The 26161-nt window shown below is 53.7% G+C and carries 21 protein-coding genes and 1 pseudogene; 5 read left to right on the forward strand and 17 right to left on the reverse strand.

From position 1 onward, the window contains the following. The first annotated feature begins 126 nt into the window (after positions 1-126). Both KZ483_RS23030 and KZ483_RS23035 read left to right on the forward strand, forming a co-directional pair. Complete coding sequence (locus tag KZ483_RS23030; protein WP_220349907.1) at positions 127-1542, forward strand: NAD-dependent malic enzyme; 1416 nt, start codon at positions 127-129, stop codon at positions 1540-1542. A gap of 386 nt (positions 1543-1928) precedes the next feature. Beyond that, entirely contained in the window at positions 1929-2876 is a 948-nt protein-coding gene (locus KZ483_RS23035) for a DMT family transporter (protein ID WP_220353628.1), read from the forward strand. 165 nt (positions 2877-3041) lie between these two features. Here the strand turns inward: KZ483_RS23035 and KZ483_RS23040 are convergent, their stop codons facing one another. The 13 genes and pseudogenes from KZ483_RS23040 to KZ483_RS23095 form a co-directional block, all read right to left on the reverse strand. After that, complete coding sequence (locus KZ483_RS23040; protein WP_220349909.1) at positions 3042-4652, reverse strand: amino acid permease; 1611 nt, start codon at positions 4650-4652, stop codon at positions 3042-3044. Between the two features lie 28 nt (positions 4653-4680). After that, complete coding sequence (gene eutC, locus KZ483_RS23045; RefSeq protein WP_220349911.1) at positions 4681-5376, reverse strand: ethanolamine ammonia-lyase subunit EutC; 696 nt, start codon at positions 5374-5376, stop codon at positions 4681-4683. Further along, complete coding sequence (locus KZ483_RS23050; protein WP_220349916.1) at positions 5363-6751, reverse strand: ethanolamine ammonia-lyase subunit EutB; 1389 nt, start codon at positions 6749-6751, stop codon at positions 5363-5365. The genes eutC and KZ483_RS23050 overlap by 14 nt, the downstream gene beginning before the upstream one ends. Then, entirely contained in the window at positions 6748-8202 is a 1455-nt protein-coding gene (locus tag KZ483_RS23055; protein WP_220349918.1) for an ethanolamine ammonia-lyase reactivating factor EutA, read from the reverse strand. The genes KZ483_RS23050 and KZ483_RS23055 overlap by 4 nt, the downstream gene beginning before the upstream one ends. Positions 8203-8319: 117 nt before the next feature. Continuing rightward, complete coding sequence (locus KZ483_RS23060; RefSeq protein ID WP_220349920.1) at positions 8320-8895, reverse strand: ANTAR domain-containing response regulator; 576 nt, start codon at positions 8893-8895, stop codon at positions 8320-8322. Continuing rightward, a complete protein-coding gene (locus tag KZ483_RS23065) occupies positions 8882-10324 on the reverse strand; it encodes a sensor histidine kinase (RefSeq protein ID WP_258881774.1) in 1443 nt (480 codons plus the stop codon). The genes KZ483_RS23060 and KZ483_RS23065 overlap by 14 nt, the downstream gene beginning before the upstream one ends. A 138-nt stretch (positions 10325-10462) precedes the next feature. Then, positions 10463-10834, reverse strand: a complete 372-nt coding sequence (locus KZ483_RS23070) for a VOC family protein (protein WP_220349922.1) — start codon at positions 10832-10834, stop codon at positions 10463-10465. 184 nt (positions 10835-11018) lie between these two features. Beyond that, positions 11019-12008 (reverse strand): L-glyceraldehyde 3-phosphate reductase, encoded by a 990-nt coding sequence (mgrA, locus tag KZ483_RS23075; RefSeq protein ID WP_220349924.1) that lies wholly within the window; start codon positions 12006-12008, stop codon positions 11019-11021. 110 nt (positions 12009-12118) lie between these two features. Continuing rightward, positions 12119-13960 (reverse strand): B12-binding domain-containing radical SAM protein, encoded by a 1842-nt coding sequence (locus KZ483_RS23080; protein WP_258881388.1) that lies wholly within the window; start codon positions 13958-13960, stop codon positions 12119-12121. A gap of 120 nt (positions 13961-14080) precedes the next feature. Continuing rightward, entirely contained in the window at positions 14081-15658 is a 1578-nt protein-coding gene (locus tag KZ483_RS23085) for a stalk domain-containing protein (RefSeq protein WP_220349925.1), read from the reverse strand. Positions 15659-15825: 167 nt separating this feature from the next. After that, a pseudogene (locus tag KZ483_RS23090) lies at positions 15826-16932 on the reverse strand (ABC transporter permease). Further along, positions 16932-17081 carry a hypothetical protein gene (locus KZ483_RS29210; RefSeq protein WP_397376236.1) on the reverse strand — a complete coding sequence of 50 codons (150 nt, stop codon included), beginning with the start codon at positions 17079-17081 and terminating at the stop codon, positions 16932-16934. The pseudogene KZ483_RS23090 and the gene KZ483_RS29210 overlap by 1 nt, the downstream one beginning before the upstream one ends. Next, positions 17048-17923: an ABC transporter ATP-binding protein gene (locus KZ483_RS23095; RefSeq protein ID WP_397376129.1), complete on the reverse strand. Its 876-nt coding sequence runs from the start codon at positions 17921-17923 to the stop codon at positions 17048-17050. The genes KZ483_RS29210 and KZ483_RS23095 overlap by 34 nt, the downstream gene beginning before the upstream one ends. A 208-nt stretch (positions 17924-18131) precedes the next feature. Here KZ483_RS23095 and KZ483_RS23100 point away from each other — a divergent pair, with 208 nt between their 5' ends. Continuing rightward, positions 18132-19151 (forward strand): RluA family pseudouridine synthase, encoded by a 1020-nt coding sequence (locus KZ483_RS23100; RefSeq protein WP_220349927.1) that lies wholly within the window; start codon positions 18132-18134, stop codon positions 19149-19151. A gap of 137 nt (positions 19152-19288) precedes the next feature. After that, on the forward strand, positions 19289-20221 hold the full coding sequence (locus KZ483_RS23105; protein ID WP_220349928.1) for a manganese-dependent inorganic pyrophosphatase: 933 nt from the start codon (positions 19289-19291) through the stop codon (positions 20219-20221). A 152-nt stretch (positions 20222-20373) separates the two neighbouring features. On the opposite strand, the gene KZ483_RS23110 is transcribed toward KZ483_RS23105, so the two are convergent. Continuing rightward, complete coding sequence (locus KZ483_RS23110) at positions 20374-21072, reverse strand: MBL fold metallo-hydrolase (protein ID WP_220349934.1); 699 nt, start codon at positions 21070-21072, stop codon at positions 20374-20376. Positions 21073-21820: 748 nt separating this feature from the next. Continuing rightward, the gene (fsa, locus tag KZ483_RS23115) at positions 21821-22465 is read right to left on the reverse strand and encodes a fructose-6-phosphate aldolase (RefSeq protein WP_220349936.1); all 645 of its coding nucleotides are present in this window, start codon (positions 22463-22465) and stop codon (positions 21821-21823) included. Positions 22466-22643: 178 nt separating this feature from the next. Here fsa and KZ483_RS23120 point away from each other — a divergent pair, with 178 nt between their 5' ends. After that, on the forward strand, positions 22644-23249 hold the full coding sequence (locus tag KZ483_RS23120) for a DUF2087 domain-containing protein (protein WP_220349942.1): 606 nt from the start codon (positions 22644-22646) through the stop codon (positions 23247-23249). Positions 23250-23400: 151 nt separating this feature from the next. Here the strand turns inward: KZ483_RS23120 and KZ483_RS23125 are convergent, their stop codons facing one another. Further along, complete coding sequence (locus KZ483_RS23125) at positions 23401-25545, reverse strand: heavy metal translocating P-type ATPase (RefSeq protein ID WP_220349943.1); 2145 nt, start codon at positions 25543-25545, stop codon at positions 23401-23403. Further along, positions 25535-25927 (reverse strand): ArsR/SmtB family transcription factor, encoded by a 393-nt coding sequence (locus KZ483_RS23130; RefSeq protein ID WP_309568607.1) that lies wholly within the window; start codon positions 25925-25927, stop codon positions 25535-25537. The genes KZ483_RS23125 and KZ483_RS23130 overlap by 11 nt, the downstream gene beginning before the upstream one ends. Between the last annotated feature and the right edge of the window lie 234 nt (positions 25928-26161).

The raw sequence follows: 26161 nt of genomic DNA on the forward strand, positions 1-26161 counted from the left end.
TCCCCCCGGCAGTCAAAATCGAACCAAAGTGCGCCGGTTGCTGAATATCCGGTCTATTACAGGGGTAAACAAACGATATGCAGACTTACGGTATTATTCCATATTCGCCAAGGAGGGCTTTATACTATGAGAAACCAACCGCTGGATGGCAAAACGATCATTATTCGGATCGAGCTCGACACGAAGCAAACTTACTTTGGCGGAGCCGCGACAGCAATCGAAGGCGCCGGCGGCGACATTATCGCCATCGACGTCATCCAGACGGGACGGGACCGGACGGTTCGGGATTTAACCGTTAAGGTCGGCGAAACTGCTACTACCGAGCGAATCTCCAAGGCGCTTGAAGCGCTGCCCGGCATTCGTCTCGTGAACATCTCGGACCGGACGTTCCTGCTTCATCTCGGAGGTAAAATCTCGGTACATCCCAAGACGCCGATACAGAACCGGGATGACCTCTCACGTGTCTATACGCCGGAAGTAGCCCGCGTCTGCACAGCAATCCATGAGGATGTTAACAAAGCGTTTACGCTGACCATCAAGCGCAACACCGTCGCCGTCGTTTCCGACGGCAGCGCCGTGCTGGGCCTTGGCAATATCGGCCCTTATGCCGCGATGCCGGTCATGGAAGGCAAAGCGATGCTGTTTAAGCAGTTCGCGGATGTAGACGCCTTTCCGATCTGCTTGGATACCCTGGACACGGAAGCCATTATTGCTGCCGTAAAAGCAATCGCGCCAGGCTTTGGCGGCATTAATTTGGAGGATATCTCCTCGCCGCGCTGCTTCGAGATCGAACAGCGGCTTCGTGAGGAGCTCGATATTCCCGTTTTTCACGATGACCAGCACGGAACGGCAGTCGTCCTGTATGCCGGTCTGCTCAATGCGCTCAAGCTGACCGGACGCAGCATCGAAACAGCCCGCATTGTCGTTTGCGGGATCGGAGCCGCCGGAACGGCCTGCACGAAAATGCTGCTGGCAGGAGGGGCGCGCCATGTTGTCGGCGTTGACCGGGAAGGAATACTTACCCGTGACCGGCATTACCCGAACGGGATGTGGCAATGGTATGCGGAGCACACGAACGACGATCGCATGAGCGGCGGACTCCCCGAAGCGCTGAAGGGCGCGGACGTGTTTATCGGATTGTCGGCCGGAGGCATTTTGAAGAGGGAAATGGTGGAAACAATGGCCAAAGACCCGATCGTATTCGCGATGGCCAATCCGGAACCGGAAATACGGCCCGAGCAAGCGGAAGATATCGTCGCCGTATTCGCTACGGGACGCTCGGATTACCCGAATCAGATCAACAATGTCCTCTGCTTCCCCGGTATCTTCCGCGGCGCCTTGGATTGCCGGGCCAGCTCCATCAATGAGCAGATGAAGCTGGCTGCTGCGGAGGCGATCGCATCGGTAATCAGCTCCGACGAGCTCAGCCCGCTGTATATTATTCCGAGCGTGTTCAATCAGCGCGTCGTTGAAGAAGTTCGCCGCCGCGTGGTGCAGGCCGCTCTTGAAAGCGGCGTGGCACGCCGACAGCCGCGGGAGTAAGCCGCCGGCTCAAAGCGGAATAGAACGCGCGGCTTACTTCTTTACCTTCGGCATAGCAGTTGAACGCCACCCGCATTTGTGCAATACAGAGCAGAATGGCTGCCTTTTGGCAGCTGTTCTGCTCTTTTTTTACTCCATAGACCGTACTCCTCCCCTGCTTATTCCCTCCCTCCGCTAACCTTGCTTTCAGTTCCGCGATAGCTGCGGGCAATCTTGCGGACACACCTTCTTCTTTGCGGCATTATTCACAGCCGCGAGCCATCTGTACCGATACAGATAGCATAAAAGGATATTGTCGGAATCCACATTTTGTCATACCTTTGACTTACCGGAGAGACCTTAGCGAAGATAAATCCCGGCTGACCAGGAGAGGAACGTGCTTAATGATGCGCCAAACAGGTCTAAAGCTTGCTTATCTGCTAGCGGTACTAAATGCTGTGATCATCGGTTTTTCGTTTCTATTTGCCAAGATCGCGCTCGACTATGCCCCGCCGCTCGACACACTCACCTACCGGTTTGCAATTTCGTTTGCGGTCATGTTGATACCGGTCGCATTCGGCTGGCTGAAGTTTGATTACCGGCGCAAGCCTCTCTTTAAAGTGCTGCTGCTGGCAGCCATGTATCCGCTTGGTTTTTTTACGCTTCAAGCGTTCGGCTTGCAGTATGCCTCCTCTGCGGAAGGCGGGATATTGTGCGCGTTCACACCGGTCGTCACGACCACGCTCGCTTCGCTGTTTCTGAAGGAATCGACAACTCTCCTGCAGAAGCAGTCGATATTTCTTTCGACGTTCGGCGTCGTGTTCATCTTTCTCATGAACGGGCAAGCCTTCGATTTCGCGCATATCACCGGAATTTCCCTGCTGCTGCTCTCAAGCGTCGCTTTTGCCGGTTACGCGGTGTTGGCCCGTTCGCTTTCCAAGCATTTCCGCCCGGCGGAAATCAGTTTTTTCATGCTCGCCGCCGGATGCGCTTCTTTTCTAACGGTATCGGTCACGAATCATGCGGCCGCCGGGACGCTCGGGCTCTTTCTCGCACCGCTCGCCAGCAGCACCTTTATCCTGTCGGTCCTCTTTCTTGGTATCCTGTCGTCACTCGTGACGGCACTTACCGCCAACTATGTCCTATCGAAGATAGAGGCTTCGAAAATGTCTGCATTCACCAATCTGTCAACCGTTGTCTCCATCGCAGCCGGGGCATTGGTTCTCGGGGAGGAAGTTACGGTGTACCATCTGGTGGGCTCGGCCATGATTGTGGCGGGGGTAATCGGGACAAATCGTTCGAGGCGAAAAAGAGCGGTCCTGCCTATTGTTCAGGCGGATCGTGTAGAAGCGTGATTGCGCCTAGCCGCAGAAACGCTCAACCTAAGCATGAACTCCTGGTGTATCATGCTTCGGCTGCAGCATGGATACCATTATAATAACAGCGGAAAGAACCTCCCGCCTGAACACCGGTGACAGGAGGTCCTTCCTTATTCCACTATTCCGGCTTCTTCTCCCGTCTTATACCGTTTCCTTCTTCAGCGAAGCGGAGGGAGCTGCCGGACTGGAAACCCGGCTTCTCAGCTCCGAATACGCCCCCAAATGAGGCCCGTTAAAATGCTTCCGGACGTAAACGATATATAAGATGACGAGCAGGACAAGCACCGCTCCGAACACCTTGCCTGTTGCATAATGAAGCGTCATATTCGCCGTAATGCTGACATCGCTCGGCGCGACGACGAATAATATGGTGACAAAAAAGATCCACAGCAGTGCCACCATATTGACCGGGAAGCTCCATTTGCCAAGCGACCAGGGTCCGTTATCCTCAGTCCGCCAGAGCCCTCTGGCTTGTGCGGCAGCTTTCAGGAAAATAGGTATTCCGTACGAGCAGTATATGCTTATGACGCTTAACGAGGTAACGACAGCATAGACATTATCCATGATTCCGCACAGAAAGGCGATGCAGCAGCTGACCCAGATCGCGTTGGCCGGCGTCCGAAATTTCGCGGACACTTTACTCCACACTCCCGAGAAGGGCAGACCTTTATCGCGGGAGAATGCGTAGATCATACGGGAGATCGAGGTGACCGACGAGAGTCCGCAGAACCACATCGCAGCGGTGACCATCCATAGAATCGCTTTGCCGAACACACCGCCCATCGCCTGTTCGATCGCAACGATAAATCCGCTGCCTCCCGCTCCAGCAACCGCGGCCGGGTCTTTAATCGACAAAGTGACCATGGCAAGCATCAGAAAGCCGAATACGCCGGATAACGCAACGGATAAGTACACACCCCAAGGGGAGCGCACTTTGGCATCGACGGTTTCTTCGCTTGTATGGGCGGATGCATCGTACCCGGTGTACGTCCACTGTGCTTGGAGAAGGCCGACGAGAAAAGCGAACCAATAGGAGGTATTCGCATTTGCCACTCCGGAAAAGCCGGTATCGAACAGGTAGCTGACGTCATGCGAAGGTCCGAAATAGGCCAGCGCGCCGATAATAATTCCGACTCCGAGCATGTGGTACACTGCGGAGATATCGTTCAATTTGGCTACGATTTTAATACCGACGTGATTGAGCAGAGCATGACTTAACAAAATAACCCCATACACCGTCAATAGTTGGCCTTTGGTCGGTTCGCCAAACAATAAGGATGAGGCGAATCCCGCGCAGCCGTAGTCGATGCCGGCTACTACGGTAACCTGTCCGACCATATTGAGCCAAGCGGAAAACCATCCCCAGCCCTTTCCTCCAAGAATGGATGACCAGTGATAAATGGCGCCTGATGTCGGAATCGCCGAGGTCAGCTCAGCCATTCCTGCCGCTACAAACAGTACGAACAGCGTTACAAGCGGCCATCCGATTCCCATCACAGCCGGTCCTCCCTGATTGAACCCGAAGCCGAACAGTGTGGCCGCTCCCGTAAGAATGGATATAATCGAGAATGAAACGGCAAAGTTGGAGAATCCCCCCATATCGCGCAGCAGCTCCTGCTTATAGCCGAAAGCGGCGAGATCATCTCCTTTGGTGCCTAGCCGGCGGTAAGCCGCGACACCTCCATTCGCCTTCACTCCTAAACCTATCATCACCGCACAAACGACAACCAGCAGCGTTACTCCTATCCACATAAGACAAGCCTCCCCAAATGTCTATTCTCTACATCACGAAATGAATGCCGCTGGACCGCTGCCTCAGCATGCTTTGAATCATCGCTCCAATATGTGCTCCCGCCTCCATCGGAGGGGTGCCTCCTTTATGAATATTGGAGACGACCATCCTGTCGGAGTCGGTTTTGCCCTTCATCGGCTTATAGCACATATAGGCGCTTAACGATTGGTCGGTCACCAAGCCCGGCCGCTCTCCGATCAGCATGACCAGACATTCCGGCTCAAGCAGCTCACCGATATGGTCCATACAGCCCACTCTTCCTCCGCGCAGGAAAAATGTCGTGCCCCATTCGATATTGCGCAGGCGAAGCGAATCGAGCAGCGCAGGATAAATATCGCGGATATTGGCCTCGATGCTGTTTGCGCTCAAGCCGTCGGACACGACGATTTGCACTTGAGGCGACCGCCGGCAGCGCGCAAGCAGCTCCTTTTCGCTCTCGGGCCTTAGTCTCCGGCCTAAGTCCGGCCGCTTCAGATACATGTCTTTGTGTTCGGCGCATGTATCCACGCTAAACCAGCCCATTTCATCAAGCGTCTCCCCGCTCACTTCCCCATACACCGAATCGACGGCACTCGCATGGTCCAGGCGAAGCTTCAGCATCTCGCCCGTCAGAGGGCGGGTGCCGCACCTGGAAACGCCGATGCGTGCAGGTGTAGAGCTTTGCAGCTTGTTAAGCAGATTCATGCTTCGATCTCCCCCTTGCGAACAGTGTCGGATCTCCGGCAAGCTTGCCGAGCGTTCCTCCCTCGGCAATGCCCAATCGCTCCATCCAACGGGCAAATTCGGGAGCCGGAGAGAGCCGCAGTATCTCCCTTAACGTTGCAATATCGTGGTAGCTCAGGGATTGATAATTCAACATGCAGTCATCAGCCATCGGCACCCCGATGACAAAATTCACGCCGGCCGACGCAAGCAGCACGGACAAATTATCCATATCGTTCTGGTCCGCCTGCATATGATTCGTGTAGCAGACATCAACGCCCATCGGAAGGCCGTGCATTTTCCCCATAAAATGATCCTCGAGGCCCGCCCTGATGACCTGCTTACTGTCGTACAAGTACTCCGGGCCGATGAAGCCCACGACCGTGTTCACCAGAAATGGCTTGTAAAGCCGCGCCAGACCGTAGCATCTCGCTTCCAAGGTCAACTGGTCGATTCCATGGTGCGCTTCAGAAGAAAGCTCGGAGCCTTGGCCGGTTTCGAAATACCAGCGATTCGGACCCAGGGCGCTTCCCTGTCCGGCAACCAGGGCGTCCGCTTCGTCCAGCATCGACTTGCTGATGCCGAACGCCCGGTTTCCCCGTTCCGTACCTGCTATGCTTTGAAAAATAAGGTCAGCCGGCGCTCCCTGCCTGATCGCCTGCATTTGTGTGGTAATATGGGCAAGCACGCAATTTTGCGTCGGAATGCTCCACTCCTCCATGACTTCCTTCGTCGCCTCAAGGAGTTCTTTCGTATTATGCGGGTTGTCGGTCACCGGATTAATGCCGATTACCGCGTCGCCGATTCCATAGCTTAATGCTTCATAGAGCGATGCTTTCATCCCTTCGGGCGAGTCTGTCGGATGGTTAGGCTGCGCGCGGCTCGCAAGCGTCCCCTTGTGGCCGATTTCCGTATTGCACCGGCTGAGCACCTCGATTTTGCCCGCCGCTTGAATCAGGTCCAGATTGCTCATCAATTTGGCGGCCGCAGCGATCATTTCACTCGTAAGCCCCCGGGAAACATGCAGAATATCGGCGCCCTTCGTCTCCGTCCGGAGGATATATTCCCTCAGCTCCGCTACAGACCAATTCTTCACGCCTCCGTACACCGATTCCTCGACGCCTTCTTCGATCATTCTGGATACCTCATCTTGTTCGGCAGGAAGGATAGGCGAGTCCCGAATATCGGAGAGCAGCAGATCGGAGAGCACCATCTTGGCCGCAATTCTTTCCTTCAGGTCCTTCGCGGCGACCCCGGCCAATTGATCGCCCGAACGCTCCTCGCTGGCTTTGCCCAACACCTCGGCCAAATCTTTAAATTGATACGTTACGCCCGTCATTGCCGTCTTCAGCTTCATGATTCCACCCCCGTTTGGCTGCCGGAGAAGAGCAGCGTTTTGACCATCACCGGCACCGCGCGCCCGGCGATCATTTCTCCGATATCAATATAGTCCCCGTAATCGAGACGGACATCGTCGATACATACAACGCGCGGCTTGCCGCGGCATTTCAAAGAAAGAAGCTGACCCAGCGCCTTCGCCATGTCCCGGTCGCATGCAATTACCGCAACGTGCCGGTGAGAGAAAACAGTCCCTATCCGCTTCTCGACGGAATCCGCCAGCCGGCGCAGCTGCTTATAGGTGAACGAAGCTTCCGTCGTAAAAGCAAGCCCGAACGGGGCACGTTCTTCCAGGCTGTATAATCCGCGCCCCCGTTCAAACAAATCATCCAGGTTCGCATCCCACTCCTCCTCCGCCTGAAGATGCAGCTTAAGCATCGGCACATTTCTCACCGGCAGAGTTTCGTCATCGGCATGGATCGTCGAACCGCTAAGTTCCGTGCTCTGCATACCCGCACCGATGACCGTTGCCCTGACCGTTTGCTCGGCATCGGCCACGATCCACGGGTACGCCCGGCATTCGTCAGACACCGCATGGGCCAGCAGGGGTCCGACATCGCCGTAAGTCGCCGTCTCCCCCAACGTGAGCGGCCGCCGCTCTTTCATCAATGCCGCCACTCCGCCCGATACCGTGATTTCACCGATTATAGGCAGCTTAGAAGGGAGCGGACCAAGACTGAGCCATTCCGCTTCACCGTTATCTGTTCCGGCCAGATAACGAATCATCGCCCTCGACATTCCTGCCGTTACAGCTTCAAGGAGAGAATAATCGGCGGTCATTCCCTCTTCGAGCTTCCAGTCTTTCTTGACCAACCATCGCTGCAGCGCCGGTGATACATAGAGGACGGTACCGTCCGGGCTCAGCCGAATGAGCCTGCCTCCGACGTGAAAGGTCACTGTAGCCACAGGTGCGCCGCCCTGAAACAAAGCGGCATTCGCCGTTCCTCCTCCGATATCGATATTGGCCACCGTATGTGCAGCCTCTTTCGATCTCCGGTCCGCCCCGGCGCCTTTACCGGCCAATATACCTTCCAAAGCCGCCCCGGCGGCAGCTACTACGAAATCCCCCGCTTGTTCAGCCAGCATATGAACAATCTGTTCGGCATTTGATTTATTGGCGGTCTCACCTGTAATAATGACGGCGCCGCTTCTAATCTCTTCGCGGTCAACCCCGGCCTCGAACAGAGACTTCTCCAGCAGCGCAGCGAGGGCCGGGTGATCGATCATATTCTCACTTAGCAGCGGAGTGAAATAAACGGGGCTTTCATAAATCAGCTCCCTCTCAACGATTTCAAAGTGCGATACCGAAAAAGAATTGCCTTGTTCACTTACTTTCAGCCTGCTTAATATGACTTTTGTGGTGCTTGTTCCAACATCAATTCCCGCGCTGGTTATCCACTCAGTGTTCATTTACATCCACCTTTCAAAGAAGAAGCGACAGCGGTGCTCTAATAAAAAAACGCCGCAAACGACCCGTCTGATTACGTCGGACGGTTCGATGCAAGCGTCATTGCTGTGCGAAAAATGCTATTTACTTGTATTAGGCAAGTATTGTTTGGCTAACTCCGCAATCGGTATTCCTTGAGCCATGCTTTGGCGCTGCAGCCATTTATACGCTTCGCGCTCGCTGCAGTTCAATCGCTCCATAACGTTGCCTTTGGCGGTTTCGATCACCTTTCTGTCTTCCAATTTCCTTGTTTCGGCTGTCAGATCCGATTGCAGCGAGCGGTACCTGCGGTGCTGCTGAAGGGCCACGCGAACGGCGGGTATAAAGTTTTCTTCCGTAACGGGCTTAACCAGATAAGCGATCACGCCGGCGTCAATCGCTTGATCGACCAGATCTTTCTGGCTGAATGCCGTGAGAAGCAGCACCGCGCATGAGGCATAATTGCGCAATATGCGCGCCGCCTTAATCCCATCCATATGCGGCATCTTGATATCCATGACGACAAGGTCGGGCTGCCACATATGAACCAGTTGAATGGCTTCTTCTCCGTTCCTGCCTTCGCCAACCACTTGGAAGCCTTCGTGAAGCAGCATCTCCTTCACATCTAAACGGGTAATCGGCTCATCGTCCACAATGACAACTTTACAGGGATGCATCCGCCTCTCCTCCCGACCCAAGCGGAAAAACGATTCTCGTTTGAAAGCCTTTATTCTCTTCGTCCGAGAAACGGACAATGCCCTGCAGCCCTTCTTCCACGAGCGTACGCAAAATTTGCATTCCCAATTGTCCGTTATTCCGGTTAACATCCTCGGTATGTAAACCGCGGCCGGTATCCCTGAACAATAGTACGGCCTCATTGCGGCTGGCTCTCAGACTGATTTCAACAGCACCCTCGCTGCAATGGGCAAAGGCATGATTGAAGCTGTTCTGAATCAGCTCGTTGACAATTAGCGAAAGGTGCGTAGCTTGGTCGGATTTAAGCGTCAGCGAATCGGCGCGCACGGAAACGGCTATGTTTTGCCCGGGTCTGGACATGCTTGAGATGAATAGCGACGCCATCCGTTCCAGCATCTCCGCTGCGTCCATCTCATCCAGACCTTCCCGGGCCAACATTTCATGCACCAAAGATATACTGCCGATGCGGCTGATGCTTTCGCGGAACACTGCTTTCATTTCAGGCTGCTCGAGTCTTCTCGATTGGAGGTTCAACAGGCTGGATATCATTTGCAAATTATTTTTAACCCGGTGATGAATCTCTTTAATGACGGCCGACTGAAGAAGCAGCTTCTTCTCCTTCTGCTTCAGCTCAGAGATATCCCTCATGAGCAGCATCCCGCCTGCCGTTCTTCCTTCCTTCATGAGAGCTACAGCCTTGAGCTGGATGCAAATTTGCCCCGAGTCCCACTTTTCAGTCCGTATGCCCCCATGCCCCAGCACTTCCGACATTAACGCTGCAAAATAAAACTCATTCGCGGGCAAGCCTACAATGCTGCCGTTTATACCGCTCCCCTCGAGCATCCGAGCGGCCAATTCATTGGCATAACTGATAGTTCCGCCGGCATCGAACAGAAGCATCCCTTCCTGTATCAAGGATGGGAGCTGCGCCTCGGAAAGAGCGGACTGCATCAATGCGGAGCCCAGTTGCTCCGTGGTCTCCCTCAGCAGTTCTACGTGTTTCTCCTGCCTGACATTTGCCGATATGTCCCTTTCAACAATAAGGGCGCCGATCGTACTTCCCGATTGGTTTTTGATCGGGGTTACATTCTGCTCCATCTCGACAAACTCTTGAGAAATTCCTCTTGAACCCAAGACGGGATGTCCCGCCTTCAAACATGCTATTACCCCCGGCTCGTTCACTGCATAAGCCAGTTCGCCGACCACAGATTTCCGGTATAATGAGCGTGCGGTCGACGGAAAAGCTTCTGCGACGACCAAGGCTGTCTCCAGATCGGCTGATGCGGCGCAATCAATAAATACATCCGCCTGACAGATGTCGGCGATGTAAGGCAAATACTGCGCAAACCGCTGAAGATATTGTATATCGCTATCCGTTAAATACTGCGTTACGTGATTCCAAATCTCCATCACGAACATAGTCCTCTACTTTGAAAATGATTTGTTTTATCGTACTACAGAGATTGTTTAAATGTCAACAAACATAACATATATATCACCTACAATGAAATTATAAGTGAATATGTTACTTTACCTAACATATAATCGTTATTCTCGACAAATCATGATCAGATTACCGTCAGGATCTTTGACGACAAACCAGTGGTTGGACTCAATCTCCGTAACCAGCTCCACTCCGATATCCTTGGCAAAATCAAACGACGCCTGGAGATCGCCGGTCAGAAACATGAACGCCGGGGTTGTAATCGGCGGCGCTCCGCCCGGTTCTTTGCCTCCCCACCCCGGCATCGTGTCCAATATAACCCCGGCGCCTTCCATCGGCAGGGGACATAAGTGACCGTTCATAATCTCACAATCCGGCGGAAGCCCCAGCAGTCTGCAGTACCAGCTTCGGGCTTTCTCAATATCCTTTACAGGGATAAAAACGCTTCCAATTTTGTTTTTAACAGGACTCGTCATTGTAATCCTCCTTAGACTCTTATTTTAGCTTTCCATTCGCTTCCATTGTAACAAACAAACGTTCGGCTTTCCATATATAAAAAACCTTCGAGCCGATGATAATTTCATCGTTTCGAAGGCTCCGAAATCAAAAACAGTATTGCAGTCGAACGAACCTGCCGATTTACCTCGCGGACCAATGGCGTTAGCGCAAAATAGCTTCAATCCGCTGCAGTTCTTCGCTCGAGAAGGCTAAATTGTTAAGCGCCGCCACGTTGTCCTCGATCTGGCTGACCCGGCTTGCGCCGATCAGCGCAGAGGTGACGCGACCGCCGCGCAGAACCCAGGCCAGGGACATCTGAGCAAGCGATTGGCCGCGTTCGGCCGCGATTTCATTCAGCTTCTGCAGCTTGGCTACGCGCTCCGGCGTTACCGCACTTTCCTGCAGGAAACCGGTCCGGCTTGCCGCGCGCGAGTCGGCAGGAATGCCGCCCAAATATTTGTTGGTCAGGAGTCCTTGTGCGAGCGGGCAGAAGGCAATGCTTCCGACTCCGTTCTCCTCAAGCACGTCCTGCAGTCCGTTCTCAATCCAGCGGTCAAACATGTTATAACTTGGCTGATGAATGACGAGCGGCGTACCGAGCCGCTTCATAATGGCGATCGCCTCGGCCGATTGTTCGGCGCTGTAGCTGGAAATGCCTACATAAAGCGCTTTGCCGGAACGGACGATAGAATCAAGGGCGCCCATCGTTTCTTCAAGCGGCGTTTCCGGATCCGGACGGTGAGAGTAGAAAATATCGACATAATCAAGCCCCATGCGCTTCAAGCTTTGATCCAGCGACGCGATCAGATATTTGCGCGAACCCCATTCGCCGTAAGGTCCCGGCCACATGTAGTAACCCGCTTTGGAAGAAATAATCATCTCATCGCGGTACGGCTTGAAATCGCCGGCCATTATGCGGCCGAACATTTCTTCCGCGGATCCGGCAGGCGGTCCGTAGTTGTTTGCCAGGTCAAAATGGGTTATTCCCAGATCGAACGCTCTGCGGAGCATGGCGCGTCCGTTCTCAAAGGTGTCAACGCCTCCGAAGTTGTGCCAAAGACCGAGTGAAATGGCCGGCAGCTTAAGGCCGGACCGTCCGGTACGGTTGTACGTCATCGACCCATACCGCTCGTTATTCGCCGAATATACCACGTTATCGCTCCTTCTTCGTCCTGGTTTAGAAAGAATAAATGCCACTCCCATCTTACATCACCGCCGCGCGGCACTCAAGGAAAGTTCTGTAAGGCCGCCCGGGCGGCTGTTTAGGAGGGCAGCCCCGCATCTACCGGAGTCAACTTGAGCATAAACGGCTTCGCCGATGCGCCTTCATCTCTGCCGCCCCCGTAGACGACAATAAGCAGCGTTTCCGATTCGCGTGACAGGACCCCGTTCTTCAAGTACCCCTTCAGGTCGAAAGGCAGCCGTTCGATGACCGCGTGCTTGTGCAGCTCCTTCTCGCTGAGTCCGAGCGCGGCGAACACATCCGAGACCTCGTCCGGACGCTCCGCGAGCCGCTGCATCCAGCCGTTCCAGGCCTGCTTGTCCATCGTGAAGTCCCACCATACTTTGCGCGGCTTGTAGTTGTGGCCAAGGAAATAATCCAGCTTCATCAGGCCAAGCGCCAGATCGGGCTCCCAGCCCAGACCCGCTTCCGCCGCCCGGACCGTGTGTACCTCAGAGAGAAACGCCCACAGACGCGAGAATAAATCCTCCAGCTGGTGGCCGATCTTCTGCCAGCCGCGGCTTTCCCAAAAGTCGCCGAACTGCTGGAAGAAATCAAATGCGGACGGAAACGCTTTCTCCACCAAATAAAGCAGCGCATGATCCATCCGGTGCGCATTCCAGTACTTCTCCAGCACATCCTCGACCCGTTTGATTCTCACAATATCCGAGAACGGCAGTATATCGTTGCCGAGAATTTCATAAGGCGCTCGGTCCATATAGATGTAGCCGTGCTTATCGGCATCGCGCCTCATTCCGGTGCCGCGCAGCATCTTCAAGAACCCCAGCTGCAGCTCCTCGGGACGCAGCTCAAATACGTCGTTGAAGGTTTTGCGGAACGTGTCATAATTCTCAAGCGGCAGGCCGGCGATCAGATCCAGATGCTGATCGATTTTGCCGCTTTCCTTTACCTTTGTCACGGTTCTTGTCAGCTTGGCGAAATTCTGGCGGCGCTGCACCTCTTCATTAGTCGGATCGTTCGTCGACTGAACGCCGATCTCGAACCGGAATATCCCGGGCGGTGCGTGCTCCGCCAAATAATCCAGAACCTCAGGGCGCATGATGTCTGCCGTTATCTCGAACTGGAATACGCAGCCCCGGTGATTTTCGATCAGAAAATGAAAAATTTCCAGCGCATAGTCGCGCTTTATATTGAACGTCCGGTCCACGAATTTAATCAGCTTCGCCCCGGAATCGATCAAATACGTTATATCCGACTTTGTACGCTCCATGTCAAAGTAACGAACGCCTACCTCGATGCTGGACAGACAGAACTGACAGCTGAACGGGCAACCCCGGCTCGTCTCGAAATAAACGACGCGGCTTGCCAGGCGCGGCACATCTTCGGCAAATCGATGCGGGGAAGGAAGCGTCGCCAGATCGAGCTTCGGCCGCGGGGGATTGACGACAACCTCCACGGTGCCGTCAGGCCGCCGCTTGCGGTAGGCAAGCCCGAACACCATATGGAATTTCTGCGTATCCCGCAGCTCGGTCAGCATATGGTGGAACGTTTCTTCGCCTTCGCCGACTACGATGAAATCCACCTGCGGCAGACGCTGCATCCAGAATTCGGTGTCGTAGCTCACTTCCGGACCGCCAAGTACAATCCGCAGCGACGGTTTGATCTTGCGCAGCATATCAATGACCGTTATCGTCTCTTCGATGTTCCATATATAACACGAGAAGCCGACTACGTCCGGATTGCGCGCGAAAAGGTCCGCTACGATATTCATCGCCGGATCTTTAATTGTATATTCAGCTATATCGATGTCAAACTCATGCCCGCTGTAGGCTTTCAGACAGCGAAGCGCGAGCGAGGTGTGTATATATTTGGCATTCAGCGTCGCCAGTACGACTTGGGTCATATTTTCAGGTTCCCTCATTTTATTTACGGCTTTGGAAGCAACCTCTATTGTACCGAATTTGAAGCAAAAAAAGAAGGGCGGCCCCCACGTGCAGCTTGATGCCGCACGCAGGGGCCGCCCCCGCGCCAAGATCCGAGATTATGAGCGGACCTGAACGATCATTTTCTCTTTGCCCTGCATTTGCACGACCGGAAAACGAACGCGCCATGTGCCGTCGCCCACCGCCGTCACTTCGCCGGGCGCAAATCCGCGCGGCTCGAAGCTGAATACCTGCTCATAGTATACGGCAAGCTGAATTGTGTCTTGAGGCAGCATCTGATGCAGCTTGTAGCCCGTATCGATCGCCCAGAAACGCAAATCGTCGCTCGCCATATGTCCATACTGCATATAGAAGGCCGGGTCGATCACAGCGGTAATAACAAGCCAGCCCTGGGCATCGCGCGTCACTTCAAAGCGCTTCAACTCAGTAGTCCCTTGCGAGGTCTGGATATTGGCGAACTGCTTATCCATGAGCTCGCGTATCTCATCAGTCGATGCCCCTGCGAGCGAACTCGGGAGGGTCTTCGGCAGGAATGTGATTTTCGCTTCTGGACCCTGCGACTCGATATCCCCCATTAGCTGAATAACGTTCATCGAGGAAACGGCAAAATTCAAATCCGCATGCGTAGCGTCGACGCCCGATGATGTTATGCCGACCAAATCACCGTAATCATCGAACAACCCGCCGCCTGAGCTGCCATGATCGATCGGGACGCTGATCTGATAGATCTGGGTGCCGCCATCATATTGAATATTGCTTACAATACCATCGGAAACCGTATTTTGCAGGCCGAGCGGGCTGCCGATGGCAACGACATGATCTCCTTTACGGATGTGGTACCCTACACTAACAGGCTCTACGCCGAGCGGCTTCTTTGTCTGAATGACCGCGAGGTCGGCATCCTCGTCATAGCCAACAACGCCTTCGACCTCGAACGTTGAGCCGTCAAGCAGCGTAACATTCGCTTTTGTCGCATCCTGGATAACATGCAGATTGGTTAGTATCCGGTTCTCGCCGATCACTACGCCGCTTCCCTGGGCGACATCGGTCGTAATCATAACGACTTTATCATCGTTCTGCTCAACGATCTGCTCCGTTGTCAGCGTCGGTGCATCTTGTTCCAGTTGATCTTCTTCCGCCGCTTGTTCTTCCTTCTTCCTCATCTGCTCTTCATAGGATGAGATCCGGATAGCGCGAGTTGCGGCGTCCACCCGGACATCCGCGCCAAGCGCTTCGGCTATGAAGCGAAGTGGCACCATAGTGGCGCCTTTTATTTGCTGCGGCGGCACTGCAAGCGGTACGCTTTTCCCGTTCTTAACGGCATTCTTTGAACCGAGCTGCAGCGTTATGGTGGTACGGTCTTTCACCGCTATAATCGTCTTGGTCGTCGGCTCCCATGTGACACTGGCTTTAAGCGCATTGAAAATCGTACGCATCGGCACAATGGTCGTCCCTTTGAGCACAACCGGCAACGGGGATAACACGAGCTTCTTGCCGTCTACGAATACCGATAAGACGGACGATTGGGCCATGGTCGTTGTGACCTTCGTTTTTGTTTTTACAGCTGCCGCAGCTGAGACGGTATCGCCTTCAAGCCCTGACAGCGGAGCGAATAAGAGCCCGGCAGTTAATACGGATAAGAGCAATTGTTGCTTCAGCTTGAACTTCGATTTCACGCAGGCGTTCCTCCAATAATCTCCCTATTTCCCAACGTCGCTATCGTATCACCCCGCCGTCTCTTTTGTCTATCAAAATCAACATGCTAGAGTCATAGCCGGAAGGGGACGAAAAGAAGCCCGGGCCCGCCGTTCCCGCTGTTCCCGGCCCCGCTTTCCAGGCTGCTCTATTCCCACTTGAACGTGAAGCTTGCCACTGCGAATGCGGCGATAAGCCAGCAGCCCAGAAGCAGCGCTTCGCTCCACAATGTTGTCAGCCCCGCGCCAACATTCATGATTTGCCGCAATGCCGTGCTCAGATGCGAGATCGGCAGCAGCTTCACGACCGGCTACATGTAGGACGGCATACTGCTGATCGGGAAGAATACGCCCCCAAGAAACATCATCGGGAACGAAATGAACCCGGCTATTGGCCCAGCGCTTTCGGGCGTTTTGGCAAGTCCCGCGATGATGAATCCAAGCGACATGAACGTAAGCGTGCCGAGGATTACAAAGCCGAGCAGCAGCATCCACGAGCCGTTCACCTGCGTGCCGAATACGAGCGATGCGATGAGCAGCACGATAACCGCCTGTATGCCGCCCAGCAGCAGACGCGCCGTTATTTGTGCGGCGATGAACGAAGACGGCCGAAGCGGCGTGCTCTGCATCCGGCGCAGTACGCCGCGCTCTCGCCAGGAAGCGATTTGTCCGGCCACTCCGTTCAAATTATTCGACATGATCATCATGGCGACGATACCGGGAACGAGGAAGTCGGTGTAACCCAGCTGCAGCGACTGAACTCCGATCGGTTCCATTATTACAAGCGGTTTATAATGAACGAGCGACTTGCTTACGCCATCCGCCGCTTGTGTTATTGCATTAAGTGCAGTTTGCGACTTGACAACTTGCGTCTGATCGAAGTAAACCGCAAGCTTTGCCTGCTCTCCGGCCGCAGAGGACGATTCCGACAGTACGTTTCCGTATCCCTTAGGGATGACAATTAGTACCTGCTTCTCGCCTTCCTTGAGGCTTGTCATTGCTTGGTCCCGGTCAGCTGCCGCATCCAGATGCAGAACATCCTTCTGCTCTTGAAGCGCTGTGATCATCGCGCTCGATGCTGCGGTGCCGTCTTCATCATAATAATATCCGTCGGCGGCCCCGCTCCCGCCTCCTCCTGCGAGGGAGCCGAGCATAAGCATAAAGAAGACCGGAAACGCCAGCGTCCAGAACAGAACCTGCCGATTGCGCGCGAACAGCCGGAGCTGCGCCAGCGTCAATTCCATATAAGCTTTCATTATTCTCTAAGGCTCCTTCCCGTCATTTGAATGAACACGTCCTCAAGCGTCGCGGTTCTCGTGAGAAGGTCGGTAAACTGCAGACCGAGTCTATCGGTCAGTCCAACCAGTCCGGTCAATGCGGACTGCAGATGGTCTGTATGCAGCACATAGCTATCCTTGCGGTACTCTGTGCATGCCTTACGCCTTCAATCGACTGCATGCTCTCGAGCAGCGTTGTTTTACGTTCTTCCTTCATCTCCTCGAGCTCCGGAACTCGAAACTCGATGGCACTCTCGGATTCAAGGCTGCGGATCAGATTGCGCGGCGTGTCCAGAGCCACCACTTGACCGCGGTCCATGAGACAGATACGGTCGCTGAGCAGCTGCGCCTCATCCATATAATGCGTACTGATGACAATCGTTTTGCCTTCGTCCCGCAGGCGCAAAATGATGTCCCATAGAGTGCGCCGCGCTTGCGGATCAAGACCGGTTGTCGGCTCGTCCAGAAAGACGACCTGCGGGTCGTTGACAAGAGCGAGCGCAATGGCAAGTCTCTGCTTCTGTCCCCCGGAGAGATTCTTGACCCGGTCGTTCAGCTTATCGGCCAGAAGAACGCTCTCCAGAAGCGGAACGACCGGAACGGTCGGAACATTGTAGAAGCTCGCGTACATTCGCGTAATTTCTTCTACGTTCAGCAGATCGAATAACGAAGTGGATTGCAGTTGTACGCCGATGACTTCCTTCACCTTATGAAGCTGAGTCCGCGTATCGAATCCGGCGACCCGGGCTATTCCCTCGTCGGGCCGGCGCAGTCCCTCAATCATTTCCAAAGTCGTTGTCTTACCGGCACCATTCGGACCAAGCAGGCCGAATATCTCCCCTCTCCTCACCTCAAAATGAATGCCGTTTACGGCCGTGAACGCACCGTATCGCTTTACAAGTCCCGCAACTTCAATAATGCTTGCGGGATTGCTTCGAATATTGTCCTTCGTTTCTGTCTGCACCTTCATCAATTTGTCCTCCTTACCGTATACGGATAACTCTGTCTCCAACGTAGATCGCTGGGTTTATTATATCCGGTATTTTAAGGCAAAGGAATTAACTTCCAATATTAATAGCATCGTGTACCGAGCCATGAAGGAGTGGCCTTAATAGCGTTAGGAAGGCTGTTCGTGATATATTGGGGGTAACTTAAACAGATCGGTGTGAGCGATTCAAATGGATAAACGAAAACCAGACTCAAGGCGAAATATCTTACATAAAAAGGCCCCTGGCAGCACCAGGCCCGCAGGCAGAGCCGCGGGAAAACCCGCAGGCGAAAGCCGGACTGGAGGCAGCGCCAAAGGAGCCGCGGCGGAAAGCAGACCCTATACCGTAAAGGAGCCGGCCGAGCTGCTGTCCTTCTTACTTCAAACAATAACGAATCAAGGCCGGAATTCGATAAAATCACTGCTCAGCCGCGGGCAAGTATGGGTAAATGAGCGTTCCGTCACCGCCTATAATCACCCCCTTCAGCAGGGGGATCAGGTGTCCATCCGCAAGGAACGGATTGTGGAGAAGCCTCCGCTGATCGGGCTTGCGATTCTGCACGAGGATGATGATATCGTCGTCATCCGCAAGGATGCCGGGCTGCTGTCGATCGCCTCGCCGCAGGAGACGGAGCTGACGGCTTACCGGCAGCTAACGGCGCATGTCCGTTCGGACAATCCGGGCGGCCGGATATTCGTGGTGCACCGGCTGGACCGTGACACCTCGGGTGTGATGATGTTCGCGAAGAGCGAGAAGATTCAACAGGCCTTACAGGATTCTTGGCAGGATATCGTGAAGGAGCGCACCTATGTTGCGCTGGTGGAAGGCAAGGTCAAGAAAGAGGAAGGCACGATCAAATCGTGGCTGAAGGAGAGCAAGACGCTCAAAATGTATTCGAGTCCTTATCCGAACGACGGTCAATATGCCGTCACCCATTATAAGGTTCTTGAGTCCAATAAGAGCTTCTCCCTGCTGGAGGTAGAGCTTGAAACGGGGCGGAAAAATCAAATCCGCGTCCATATGCAGGATATCGGGCATCCCGTCGTCAGCGATAAGAAATACGGTTCTAAATCCAAAGCGCTAAACCGCCTCGGACTTCATGCGCGCGTCCTCTCATTTACGCATCCTGCAACGGGCGACCTCCTGCGGTTCGAAACGGACATCCCAAAGGCGTTTCTGAACCCCTTCAAGGAAAGCGCTCCGAAATAATCGCAGCCAGGCCAGCGTCTGCAGGAAAATTGTCAATAATGGAATAGGAAAAAGGGGAATTAAACGTTATAATGTGGATTGAGAATTATTAACTGCAGGCGTTAACCCCGCCAAAATAACAAATAAGGAGTAGAAGAATGGAAAAAACACTTATTTTCGGGCACAAAAACCCGGACACGGATTCTATTTGTTCAGCTATCGCTTACGCCGCTTTGAAAACCGAGCTCGGTGTTCAGGTCGAGCCTGTCCGTCTTGGCAGCGTTAATGGGGAAACTCAATATGCATTAGACTACTTTAAGGTACAAGCTCCGCGCCAGGTTGATACAGTAGCCGGCGAAGCGAAGAACGTCATCCTGGTCGACCATAATGAGCGCCAACAAAGTGCGGGCGACATCGATCAGGTTCGTGTCGTTGAAGTTATCGATCACCATCGCATCGCTAATTTCGAGACAAGCCATCCGTTATATTACCGCGCCGAGCCGGTAGGCTGCACAGCAACGATTCTTAATAAAATGTACAAAGAAAACGGAGTCGCCGTCCGCAAGGAAATCGCCGGCCTCATGCTGTCCGCGATTATCTCCGATTCGCTGCTGTTCAAATCGCCGACATGCACGGAGGAAGATGTGGCCGCAGCTCGCGAGCTGGCAGCTATCGCCGAAGTGGATGCGCAAAGCTACGGTCTCGAAATGCTGAAAGCCGGCGCCGATTTGAGCGATAAAACGATCGCGCAGCTGATTTCACTTGATGCCAAGGAATTTCAAATGGGCAGCTACAAGGTTGAAATCGCACAGGTTAATGCGGTGGATACGAACGATGTTCTTGCCCGCCAAGCTGAGCTGGAAGACGCGCTTTCGGGCATTATTTCCGAAAAAGGTCTCGATCTGTTTGTATTCGTCGTAACCGACATCCTTAACAACGATTCCATCGCTCTGACGCTTGGACGCGTTACGAAAGCCGTTGAGCAAGCCTATAACGTGACGCTTGTCGACAACAAAGCGGTACTGAAGGGCGTCGTTTCCCGCAAATCGCAAATCGTGCCTGTATTAACGGAAACATTGAACAAATTTTAATCGGCATCATACAGGTATACCAAACACCGCTCATTATTATGGGCGGTGTTTTCCTTTATCTGATTGAGAACAACCTGACCCGCGTTATTTGGGCACTGAATGCTGATCGGGTCTAACCAGGCTTGCCGGATCTTACAGGGTGGTTAGCGGTTCTAGTTGGTGAAAGCTTTACCGCCGGCGGCCGAATATTTAGTCAAATATCCATCCATTTGTTCGGCAGGCTGCATGACCGGTGTGCCGTGGCACACTTCCAACCGCTTTGGCTTTGGCTTCAGCTTCCGTACAATCGCGCTGCTTTCAATTGCCTCCTGCATGTTGGCTGTGAACATCGCCATCGGCTGGCGCAGCCGGCCTTTTTTCGATGTAAACAGGTCCCCCGCCAGCAGCACTTGGTCCTGCTCGTGATAATATACAACGTGTCCAGGCGAATGGCCGGGCGTCAAATACGGCTTCAAGCCTCCAAACACTGGCAGTTCTCCTCCGTCATGCTCTTCCAGCTCCTTGGCTATACCCGCCGCAATCGTCTGAGCCGCTTTCTTACGGCGCGGATACGGCAGCTTGCCTTCCATATAAGGCAGTTCGATACGGTGAGCGTAAACCGGTACTGGCCGCTGTTCCACGATTTGCTTGACCGCGCCTACATGATCGGAATGCCCGTGTGTCAGTACGATGGCCTTCAACGGCCCTGCTCCAAGCTTGTCGATAAAGGACATGATCCCCTTCGCCATCCCCCCGATTCCGGCATCCACAAGAACTACACCGTCTTTTTCAACTACAATCCATACATGGATTGGGATAATGAACCATTTTTTCAAGCTCCAAATATGCTCTGATATACGCTCAATTTTCACAATTCCATCTCCGTTCTATTTAATAACCATTGGTTACTAACCGTTGGTAATAATATAGCAGGCCGTAAGTTGGATGTCAATACGTCTCTCTTGCATAATTTGTAAAAATTATGAGGGGACGCGTTAAGCACCCCGCTTTGAGGTATTCGGGGTAATGGTCTGGCAGGCATCAAAGAGTCTATAACACCCTCGACTTTTCAGGCATTTATGAAATATGGCGAAATTGTAAATAACGAAGAGCATGAGGGAGATTTTGGGCTGGAACACTTATTATATCGGTTTATTTTGATTATTCTGAATATTTACAAAATTAACATTCTGCTTGTACAATAAAGCCATATCATTCATACGATAAATGAATGAATGATATCAATCGCTCCGAAAGGGGATAGTCCAATGGAGAAGGTAAGCGAAGCATGTCCCCATGATTAATCATGGAAAGGAGTAAGCAGGCGGAATACTTGCTTTCGGGACATGTGGGGAAACCGGTTGTAGATTTCCATCTTACGATGAAAATAAGCATTAAATCTTTATCAATCTGCAACGGAAGTTGTTAGAATGGAGTGTGCAGGCAACAATTGAATACGAGTAAACTGAAAGGATAGAGATTCTGGTTGTCACAGACAAGCGGAATCTCTATTTACGTGTCTAAAGATTTGCAGGTATAAATTCAAGCCTCTAACGAATAAGAACAGGCCGACCCGCATGCTCCGGGCGACAGCCTGTTCCGTAGGAAACGAAGATCGGTCTAAGCTTGCATCTTATTCCAATCGCTTAGAAATTTCTCAATGCCGATATCGGTCAAAGGGTGCTTCCATAGCGATGGAAGGAGCGATCCCGGTATTGTGGCGATATGGCCTCCGGCAATGGCAGCCTGTTCGACATGGCCGATATTGCGTACGCTGGCCACGATGATCTCAGTCGGGAAATTGTAATTCGTAATGACGGTACGAAGTTCACGGATAAGCTCCATTCCGTCGGTCCCGATATCATCCAGGCGGCCTACGAATGGACTGATGAATGTCGCTCCGGCCTTAGCCGCCATTAACCCCTGCGCAACCGAGAATATGAGCGTAACGTTGGTTTTGATTCCTCTTTGCGATAAGGCATGCGTTGCATACAAGCCGTCTTCGGTCATCGGCAGCTTGATAACTACATTTGGCGCCCACGTTGCGATATCTTCCGCTTCCCTCAGCATATCCTCGGCCTTGGTGCCGATAACCTCGGCGCTAACCGGGCCGCTGACAATCGTACAAATCTCTTGCACGACCTGTTTGAAGTCGCGGCCTTCCTTCGCGATCAGCGACGGGTTCGTCGTTACACCGTCGACCAGACCCAGCTTGACGATGCGTTTAATTTCCTCTACATTTGCCGTATCCAAAAAGAATTTCATCGGTTTCCCTCCTAAGGTTTTCTCTACCATTTTCAAGTTTAACCTATTTTTATAAAATATCAAATCAATCGAAAGTCCTTTGCGAAAAAATAATTTCAATTGATCTTTGGATTATTTAAGATTATTATCTAATTAGAATAATATCTAATTCAATTTTCACAGAGGTGTGATTGCTTTGATGCAGCTTGACAAAATTGTAAATTATCACAAAGCGCTGGCGGATCCAACGCGTGTCCGGATCGTTATTTTGCTTGCCGAAGGAGAGATGACCGGCCAAACACTGGCGGAGAAGCTGTGCCTGTCGGCGGCCACGATTACGCATCATACTGCCAAGCTAAGGGCGGTCAGCCTGATCAATGAGAGGCGGGACAAGAACGCTATTTATTTCTCGCTGGACCGTTATTTTATGAAGCAATATGCATCCGCGCTGCAGGAATTGATTTCGCGGCCGGAAGCCGAACCCGGGGAGGATTCTACGAAGGAAGGAAAAAACGAGCAGCTAAGTCAGTCGGTGATTCGAAACTTCTTCACCGCGGAAGGCAAATTGAAACACATTCCGGCGCAGCTTAAGAAGAAGCGGATCGTGCTTGAAAGCATCGCTGAAAAATTGGAGGAAGGCAGGAAGTACACGGAAAAAGAGCTGAACGAGTTCATCAAGCAATACCACCCCGATTTCGCTACGATTCGGCGCGAATTTATTATGCACGCTTATCTATATAGGGAGAACGATGTCTATGAGCGGAACCCGCGGAAGATGTGGGAGAAATGGGAGACTCTTGCGTAACCGGTCGATACGGCGGGCGGCGGAGCAAGGCTGCCCTGCTCACTAACCATTAGCGGCAGGCTCTTCGCGATTGGCGATAATTTACCCTGCACGACAGAGAACGCGCCTTGGCGGTGGCGCGTTCTCTGTCGTTTAATTTGGTTAGGCCGTCTCAGCCGTCTTTTCTTCCGAGCAGACGCAGCGCATTCAACGTTACGATAAGCGTTGCCCCCATATCGGCGAAAATCGCCATCCAGAGCGTGAGCCAGCCGGGGACGGCGAGCAGCAGCGCCGCCGCTTTGAGTCCGAATGCGATGCCGATATTTTCGCGGATTACGCGCAGCGTGCGCCGGCTGAGCCGGATCAGGAACGGCAGCTTCGTCAGACTGCCGCCCATCAGCACGATGTCGGCTGTCTCCATTGCCGCATCCGAGCCTGCGCCCCCGATGGCGATGCCGATATCGGCTGCAGCCAAGGCCGGCGCATCGTTGACGCCGTCGCCGATCATAGCGACGGAGTGTCCTTCCTGCCGCCAGCTCCGCACGGCGGCCAGCTTCTGCTCCGGCAGCAGCGCGGCGCGCACGTCGGAGATGCCCGCCTGAGCGGCGATCACCTGCGCCGTTGCGGCGTGGTCGCCGGTCAGCATCGCTGTATGCAAGATACCGAGCCCGGCCAGCTGCCGCACAGTTTCCGCGCTGCTCGCACGCACCGTGTCGGAGATGCCGAACAATGCCACGGCGGCGGTATCGCTGGCGAGCGCGACCACGGTCTTGCCTTCGCGCTGAAGCCGCTCGGCCGCTTCAAGCACAGGCTTCGCCTTATGGTCCGGCAGCTTCTCCATTGCCCAAGCAGGCTTGCCTATCCGGTATCCGGCACCGTTGACTGTCGCCTGCAGACCATATCCCGTCGCCGAGACAATGCCGGCAGTCTCCGGCAAAGCCAGCTCCCGCGCTGAAGCTGCCTGCACCAGCGCGTGACCAAGCGGGTGTGCAGAGCCTGATTCCATTGCCGCAGCAATGGTCAGACTTTCCGCTTCGCCGCGGTCCCCGAGCGTCAAGATATCCGTGACGCACGGCTTGCCTTCGGTCAGCGTTCCGGTCTTGTCGAAGGCAATTACGGACAGCTTGGCAGCCGCTTCCACATACGCGCCTCCTTTGATCAAGACGCCATTTCTTGCGGCTTTTCCGATCGCCGTCACAATCGCAACCGGCGTTGAAATGACCAAGGCGCACGGACAACCCACTACCAGCACCGCAAGCGCGCTGTAAACTGAAGCCAGCCATTCCGCCCCGAGGAAAAGCGGCGGAATTACCGCTAGGCCGAAAGCAAACACCATAATTCCCGGCGTGTACCACCGCGCGAAACGGTCGACAAGCTGCTGCGAGGGCGCGCGCTCCTCCTGTGCATCTTCAACCAGATGAATAATACGCGCCAGCGTCGTATCATTCGCTTTCCTTGTGGTGCGAACCTCCAGCAGTCCCTCCCCGTTCAGCGTTCCGGCGAAAACATCGCTCCCGGGACTTTTCTCTACCGGCATCGATTCCCCGGTAATAGCGGCCTGCACGACCCCCGACACCCCTGCAAGCACAACTCCGTCGATCGGTACGCTCTGCCCCGGCTTTACAATAACCGTATCGCCCGGCGCAAGATCCGCGACGGCAGCCGTAAATGTTCTTCCATCCGCCCCCCGGACTACAGCCGTCTTGGGCTTGAGATCCATCAGGGATGAAATCGATTTGCGCGCCCGCTCCATCGCATGCGATTCAAGCGCTTCGCTTATCGCGAAGAGAAGCACGACCGTCGCCGCCTCCCCCCATTGGCCGATCACGGCAGCGCCGATAATGGCGATTGTCATCAGCGTGTTCATCTCAAAGCGCAATACAATCAAATTGGCCAGCCCTTTGCGGAACAGCGGGTATCCGCCGACAAGGGCGGCAGCCGCATAAACCGCATTTGCCGCAAGCGGCTGTCCGGGCGCTGTAAACCCAAGCGCGACGCCTGCCGCGATCAGCAGTGCCGATGCAACCGCCAGCAGCGTCTCCCGGCTTATTGATGAGAGGAGGGAATCCCCCTTTTCTTTCCCTCCGGAGGGAAGCTCGGCATTCTCGGGAATCAGCCGCAGCCCATCGAACTCGCCCGCTTTTTCCAGTTCTGCAAATGCAGTTTCCCCGTATACCGTTATTTTGGCCGCGCCAAAATTAACCTTTGCATCGAGAACGCCGGGCAGCTCCTTCACCTTCTTCTCGAATGAACCGGCGCACCCCGCGCATGTCATCCCCTGCACACGGTACACATTCCTGACGGTCTCATTGGTCATGGTCCCAGGCCTCCTCGCTGTGAATAAGCGCCGTCATAATAAGCTGCTTCACGTGGTCATCGTCGAGCGAGTAGAAAACAAGCTTGCCTTCCTTTCGTGATTTGGCCAGGCCAAGCTGCTTGAGCAGCCTTAAATGATGCGAAGCCGTCGCGGTGCTTGAGCCGATAATCGCTGCAGCGTCACAAACGCACAACTGATCCTCGACGCATAGAGAATATGCGATCTTGAGCCTCGTCTCATCAGACAGCGCCTTGAAAATAGCTGCCGCAGCGGACAGCTCCCGGCTGTCGACAGCCAATCTGGCACGCCCAACCTTCTCCTCGTCAATACAAACGATTTCACAGGACGTATCCGTCTCCGCCAATTCCTTCAGCCGCGTCATCCTTATCATCTCCACCCTATATAGAACGATATCATTCAAATATCCATTTGAATATATTATATGCATTTACTCAAAAACAGTCAAACGGTTGTTTGAATGTTCATTACTGGTCCCTGCCTCCGTCTCCCCGGATCCAGCCTCTCGCTCCCGCCACTTACCGTGTACCTTCTTCATCGCTATTTATTATGTGCAAATATTGTCGTCGTGTTCCCGCTTACCGACCCTTAAATCCAT

This window comes from Paenibacillus sp. sptzw28, from assembly GCF_019550795.1.
Classification (GTDB): Bacteria; Bacillota; Bacilli; order Paenibacillales; family Paenibacillaceae; genus Paenibacillus_Z.

What these genes read in the sequence shown, in the direction of transcription:
- KZ483_RS23030 (WP_220349907.1), top strand. Translation starts at nt 127, where the DNA reads ATGAGAAACCAACCGCTGGATGGCAAAACGATCATTATTCGGATCGAG.
- KZ483_RS23035 (WP_220353628.1), top strand. Translation starts at nt 1,929, where the DNA reads ATGCGCCAAACAGGTCTAAAGCTTGCTTATCTGCTAGCGGTACTAAAT.
- KZ483_RS23040 (WP_220349909.1), bottom strand. Translation starts at nt 4,652, where the DNA reads ATGTGGATAGGAGTAACGCTGCTGGTTGTCGTTTGTGCGGTGATGATA.
- eutC (WP_220349911.1), bottom strand. Translation starts at nt 5,376, where the DNA reads ATGAATCTGCTTAACAAGCTGCAAAGCTCTACACCTGCACGCATCGGC.
- KZ483_RS23050 (WP_220349916.1), bottom strand. Translation starts at nt 6,751, where the DNA reads ATGAAGCTGAAGACGGCAATGACGGGCGTAACGTATCAATTTAAAGAT.
- KZ483_RS23055 (WP_220349918.1), bottom strand. Translation starts at nt 8,202, where the DNA reads ATGAACACTGAGTGGATAACCAGCGCGGGAATTGATGTTGGAACAAGC.
- KZ483_RS23060 (WP_220349920.1), bottom strand. Translation starts at nt 8,895, where the DNA reads ATGCATCCCTGTAAAGTTGTCATTGTGGACGATGAGCCGATTACCCGT.
- KZ483_RS23065 (WP_258881774.1), bottom strand. Translation starts at nt 10,324, where the DNA reads ATGGAGATTTGGAATCACGTAACGCAGTATTTAACGGATAGCGATATA.
- KZ483_RS23070 (WP_220349922.1), bottom strand. Translation starts at nt 10,834, where the DNA reads ATGACGAGTCCTGTTAAAAACAAAATTGGAAGCGTTTTTATCCCTGTA.
- KZ483_RS23080 (WP_258881388.1), bottom strand. Translation starts at nt 13,960, where the DNA reads ATGAGGGAACCTGAAAATATGACCCAAGTCGTACTGGCGACGCTGAAT.
- KZ483_RS23095 (WP_397376129.1), bottom strand. Translation starts at nt 17,923, where the DNA reads ATGAAGGTGCAGACAGAAACGAAGGACAATATTCGAAGCAATCCCGCA.
- KZ483_RS23100 (WP_220349927.1), top strand. Translation starts at nt 18,132, where the DNA reads ATGGATAAACGAAAACCAGACTCAAGGCGAAATATCTTACATAAAAAG.
- KZ483_RS23105 (WP_220349928.1), top strand. Translation starts at nt 19,289, where the DNA reads ATGGAAAAAACACTTATTTTCGGGCACAAAAACCCGGACACGGATTCT.
- fsa (WP_220349936.1), bottom strand. Translation starts at nt 22,465, where the DNA reads ATGAAATTCTTTTTGGATACGGCAAATGTAGAGGAAATTAAACGCATC.
- KZ483_RS23120 (WP_220349942.1), top strand. Translation starts at nt 22,644, where the DNA reads ATGCAGCTTGACAAAATTGTAAATTATCACAAAGCGCTGGCGGATCCA.
- KZ483_RS23125 (WP_220349943.1), bottom strand. Translation starts at nt 25,545, where the DNA reads ATGACCAATGAGACCGTCAGGAATGTGTACCGTGTGCAGGGGATGACA.
- KZ483_RS23130 (WP_309568607.1), bottom strand. Translation starts at nt 25,927, where the DNA reads ATGACGCGGCTGAAGGAATTGGCGGAGACGGATACGTCCTGTGAAATC.